This is a genomic window from uncultured Legionella sp. (assembly GCF_937871865.1).
Classification (GTDB): domain Bacteria; phylum Pseudomonadota; class Gammaproteobacteria; order Legionellales; family Legionellaceae; genus Legionella.
On sequence record NZ_CALMPD010000027.1, the window covers coordinates 1 to 5,380 of the forward strand.

Here is a 5,380-nt window from a genome sequence, read left to right on the forward strand (position 1 = left end):
TTTCTCATCATTCAGGGCTTGCAGGCATTTTTTATCTCACAACCTTCTTAGCAGTAGCGGGTATTTTTTTGCTGCACCTGGTGATTCCCACCCCCCAAAAAGAATGCTTTCATGCTGATAGTGAAGCCAATATTTCTCTTTTTAAACCAGTGATAACTAACCGGCATTTACAACGATTGAATGTTGGTATTTTCTGTCAGCATTTTATTCTGACCTCCACCTTTTTTGCGATCCCGCTATTACTTGCCCAACATGTAAAACTAGGGCATTTAACCCAGCAGTGGCATTTTTATTTACCGTTAATGCTCTTTTCATTCGTAGTGATGATTCCATTTATCATCATGGCGGAAAAGAAAAAACGAATGAAATCCGTCTTTGTCTCGTCTGTATTGTTTTCGGCTTGCGCCCAATTTTTACTAGCATTTGCCAGTCAGAATTGGTATGGCCTTTGTACTCTAATGTTTGTTTATTTCATCGCATTCAATATTCTTGAAGCCACCCTGCCATCTCTTATATCAAAGCAAGCAAACCCACAAAGCAAAGGAACAGCGATGGGAGTCTATTCAACCAGTCAATTCCTGGGTATTTTTGTGGGCGGAGCACTCGCGGGAATATTATACCAATGGCATAGCAGTCAGGGTATTTTTTTGATCAATGCCTTGTTAGGCTTTATCTGGTTGGCTATTGCTGTATTTATGCAACCCAATGTTTATGTCTCTACACTGATCCTCCATTATTCACCTCGTTCAGAAGAACAAAACACCATAATAAATGCATTATTGGCGGTTAAAGGTATAAATGAAGTGGCGCTATCAGAAGAAGAGCAAGTCATTTATATTAGGATTAATCGTGATAAATACGTGCCAGGAAGTGCTGAGCAAATTCTTTCACCCCATAGCGAATCGGTTTAATTTTAACCAGTTGCTACGCAAGCCCCCTTTAATTAGGTATAATCTTTCTCTCTAACTTTCGCATACAGGAGATAAAACATGGCAAGAGGAATAAATAAAGTCATCTTGGTTGGTAACGTAGGAGTTGATCCTGATGTTCGCTATTTACCAAATGGCAATGCAGTAACGACCTTATCAATTGCAACCAGTGAATCATGGAAAGACAAAACCACCGGGGAAAAACAAGACCGCACTGAATGGCACCGAGTTGTCTGTTTTAACCGTTTAGGCGAGATTGCAGGTGAATACGTTCGCAAAGGCTCAAAACTTTATGTAGAAGGCAGTCTGCGTACTCGTAAATGGCAAGATCAGCAAGGACAAGACAGATACACCACAGAAATCGTTGCTTCCGATATCCAGATGCTGGACAGTAAAGGCAACAGTGGCTCAAGTTATGAAGACATGCCACAAACGAAACAAGCAGCACCGGCCCAGTATCAACAAAATACCAGCCGACCACAACCATCTCAGGCCGCTCATGATGCCTTTGATCAACTAGATGATGACATCCCATTCTAATTTTGATTCTGACCTGTAACATCAACTGGTTACGGGTTAGAACACCTTGTTTTTTATAGAAATAATTATATCCCCATCGTAAATGTACCTCATTTTACAGCAAACAGCCCGATTAAAAACCCATAATATTTTTGAACACCCAATCAGAATCATAAGCTCATGGAACAATCCGTGCTCACATGACATCAACGAAAAGACTGAAAAAGATGCAAGGTGCGTATAATACATAATATTGTCTTAAGGTTAATCGAATAAAATATAACCATAAACAATAAAATTAGGATCAATTCCATGACGCAGTATTATCAAGATCTACTAACAAAATTAAAAAATAAGCCAGCTCCTAAACAAGAGCATCATTTATTTTTATTAGGCACCGGGGTTAATTTCGTTAATAGACCAACCGATCCTAGCATTATGACCTCTTATGTACGAGGAGAAACCTTTTCGTATACGGCCCAGCTAATGACCCATGTATTAGGTGAAAAAGCAACAATAGCTGCGGATGCAGATAACCTCAAATCACCTAGTTATGCCCATCCCTATCATTCAGACTCAGTTGATGTGGTTAATGGAGCTGATATTCCGGGATATGAAATCGGTGACCGACTTGCCAAAGCCTTAATGTTGGCCCTTGGTGCTATTGCTGAAGGTAAAACCAATCTGAGCATCTCAGGATTTAGCCGTGGAGGAGCACAGGCCATTGTACTCACCCATGAATTGGAGCGTATTCGTGCTGCATTAGCACAAGATTTACAAAAAGATCTCTCTCAACGCAAAACGCTGGCAACCATTATCAGTGAGAGTGATAGCGTTAAAAGCAACATATACCCCTACACCAGCCAGACACTCACTGAATTAAATAAGCTAATACCTGATAAGGGGGCTAATGAGAATGATGAAACACTAAAGGAAGCTCTTTTAGATAATCTAAATAAATTGCAGGTCAATCTTTTTGTCCTTGATCCTGTACCAGGCGGTAACATTGCTAAAATAATCCGTGTAGGCTGGCAAGAAGAGGCTTTATATACTTTGCCTTCATTCGTAGCCAAAAAACATGAACTTGTCCAAAAGCATGAAACGTCCAGAGGCTTTAAGCCGATTATTCCATTAGGTATGCCCTATGAAGTAATCCCTGGCTGCCATGGCACAGGAGATGGAAACCAGTACGATCATAATGGCTCCCCGGTTCCAGACACGTTGAAAACGAAAGATCTATCCGGAGTCCAGGATCTGGTGCTAAGACAATGGATTGATTTCACCTTTCCTGATGGCTTAGCGCTCGAGCAAGAAATTAACTTTGAACATCCGGCACTTGATGCGGTTGTCAACGCCTGCCTGCCTGCTGACAGAGCAGAAAGAAACCGTCAGTTACTCGACAATTACAAACACATTATGGAGAATTATCCTGCATTTGAATGGTTGGCCACGAGAAATTACACAGGCTTAGGCCAATATATGGCAGAAAGACAAGTCCACTTCCGTCAGCGAGGCAATACTCCGATTACAAATCTTGAGGTACATGGTGATGGAGAAAATTTTCTTAATTTGCAACATGTAAAATTATGGATGACCTATCAACTAGATGGTGCTGATTTCTTTGGAAAATCATTAACAGAACAGGTTGAATGGCTCAAAAACAATATAGAAACAGCATTTTCAACAGAAAATTTATCTAAGTCTGTAGCGCCTGGTTCTTATATGATCAAGCAATTACTGCAAAAGGAGGGGAATCATCCATTAGTGAAAGAGTCACTATCCTATCTTGTTAATACAGTAGCCCAAGTCTATTTGCGAAATCATTTGTCTCAGGAAGAACGTGCACAATGTAGAAGTTGTGTGGAAAATACATTTAAAACGCTCGCAGATGCAACATTTGGTACGTTAATTAAAGACCCGACTCTTATCGAATTGGCAAAAAGCCTTACTGTTTCAGTGCAATCTGATTTGACTGGCACGGTGATTATGCATCAAAACTCGCTTTTATCGCTTGCCAATAAATTATCTGCTGATGAAAAAATGGTATTAGCAAACTTTGACAAACAGACTGATGATCAAGATGCGACTGCAGACAGTCCGATGTCTTGGTTGGTGAATGCGCAAAAATTGGTAGGTGACCTGGATTTACTTAAAGAGCAAATCGAAGTGTTACAGCCTTGGTGCGATCAAGAAATGCTAACCACGAACTGGAAGGGTATGTTACCCAAGTTTGGCATAAGTCCGGAAGATGTTTCTTATGAAGCATATAAAGGACGATTATTTCAATACATTCAGCAACAACAAATGCTCTTAGTGGTTGGTGCCAGCAAAATAATGGCAAAAATGCCAGAAGTGCTTGAGACTAAACCACAAGAAATGGAAAGACATTTCTATGATTACGTCTATAGATACGCAAGCATCGATACAACAAACCATCAGCTGCGAGCCACGACCAAACAATTGGATGCCAAGGAAGAACAACTCAGTTCAACAACCGACGAGCTCAAAAAGGCGATGGTTCTCAATAATCTGCTGAAGAAACAGTTACTGAAATCTGCCGATAGCCTTATCCGTTTAAAAGCAGAAATCAAAACGCAGACTGAGCACAATCAATCATTGACTCAACGGCTTGAAGAAAAAGAGACCGCTCTTAAAGAAGCACTACAACAAGTATCTGATGTCACCTCATCTAATAAAGGGATGAAAAAGCAGGTAAGTGCATTATCAGAAGCACTCTCCGAATTAAAAGGTGAATTAAGTATAAAAATAGCGGAACTGCAATCAGCATCTGAATCTGCGGAACGCTTAACTAAAAAAATCAGTGAATTAGAGCATATGTTACAAGATTCCGAGAGCACCGCAGTAGCAAAAGAAGAACGAATTAGTGCATTGCAATCGGAAATTGAAACCTTGAAAAGTCAATCAGCCTCAATTGCTGAAGAGCTGAAAAACGAAAAGGCGACATTGTTAAAAGCGGACAACACCATCGCTGAGCTTAGCGATACAGTAAAAGTCAGCAAAGAAGCACTCAAAGCAGCACAAGATGAAATAGCACAATTAAAAGAAGCGCTGGCATTAAAAAATACTGATACGACGAATCAAGTATTGCAAAAGCAAGTACAAGCGTATCAAAGTGCTAGGGAAAGAGCGGCTATCGTAAAAATTGACAGCCTCATGGCAATAACGACTAAGTACTTAATACACTTAATCGAAACGGATGATCAAAGTGCTTTAACCGAGGCTAAATTAGCTTCTGCATATGAATTGTTAGGACATTTGAACAATACTGAACTATTACCAAGTGAACAATTAGCCGCATTTGATAATACACTAAATAGTACTCAAGACACAATCAAAGAGCATCGCGATCCAATGTGGATGAGATTCTTCCGCGATTGTGCACGAATACTTACTGTAGCACTAAGTGGAGTGGGACTCTACAGAGTAGCAACTGGTCAGTCACCGCATTTCTTCCAACCCAGTAAAGGTGAAGATTTTATAGAGGAAGTACAGAACATAAATTCTCCTTCCGCTAATAAGTAAAACAAAAAATAACCCATTTTTAAGGCTGTTTGTACCAACTTACAAACAGCCTTAATATCTTTATAATCAGATATTTCATATGGCTCCACGACAAGCAAAGAGCCCGAAGCAATAATAAATGAAACGACCTATTGGAGTGAGAGCTACTATGAAATTCCTATTACTGGACTACGGTCTTGGAAGATACTGTGATAGAAGCTCTGATACCATGCTTCTTGTGCAGGAGAATTATTATCCTTTGTAGTACTCCAGTATTTACCATTATCAATAGTACTAAAACCATATTAGAGCAAATTCTCATAGATATTATCTGCAGCAGCACCCTCTTATCCGAATAACTCCATTCACAAATAGAAGGCAAATATAGCCAACACACGATAAATTGATTA

General features: G+C 39.9%; 3 protein-coding genes. All 3 read left to right on the top strand.

Going from position 1 to position 5,380, the window contains the following annotated elements; translation table 11 throughout:
• On the top strand, positions 1–911 hold a 911-nt coding region (locus tag Q0495_RS01735), incomplete at its 5' end, for an MFS transporter (RefSeq protein WP_298622413.1).
• A 78-nt stretch (positions 912–989) separates the two neighbouring features.
• Positions 990–1,469 (top strand): single-stranded DNA-binding protein, encoded by a 480-nt coding sequence (gene ssb, locus Q0495_RS01740; RefSeq protein WP_298622415.1) that lies wholly within the window; start codon positions 990–992, stop codon positions 1,467–1,469.
• Between the two features lie 291 nt (positions 1,470–1,760).
• Positions 1,761–4,991, top strand: coding sequence for a hypothetical protein (locus tag Q0495_RS01745; RefSeq protein WP_298622417.1), 3,231 nt, complete (start codon positions 1,761–1,763; stop codon positions 4,989–4,991).
• Positions 4,992–5,380 lie beyond the last annotated feature (389 nt).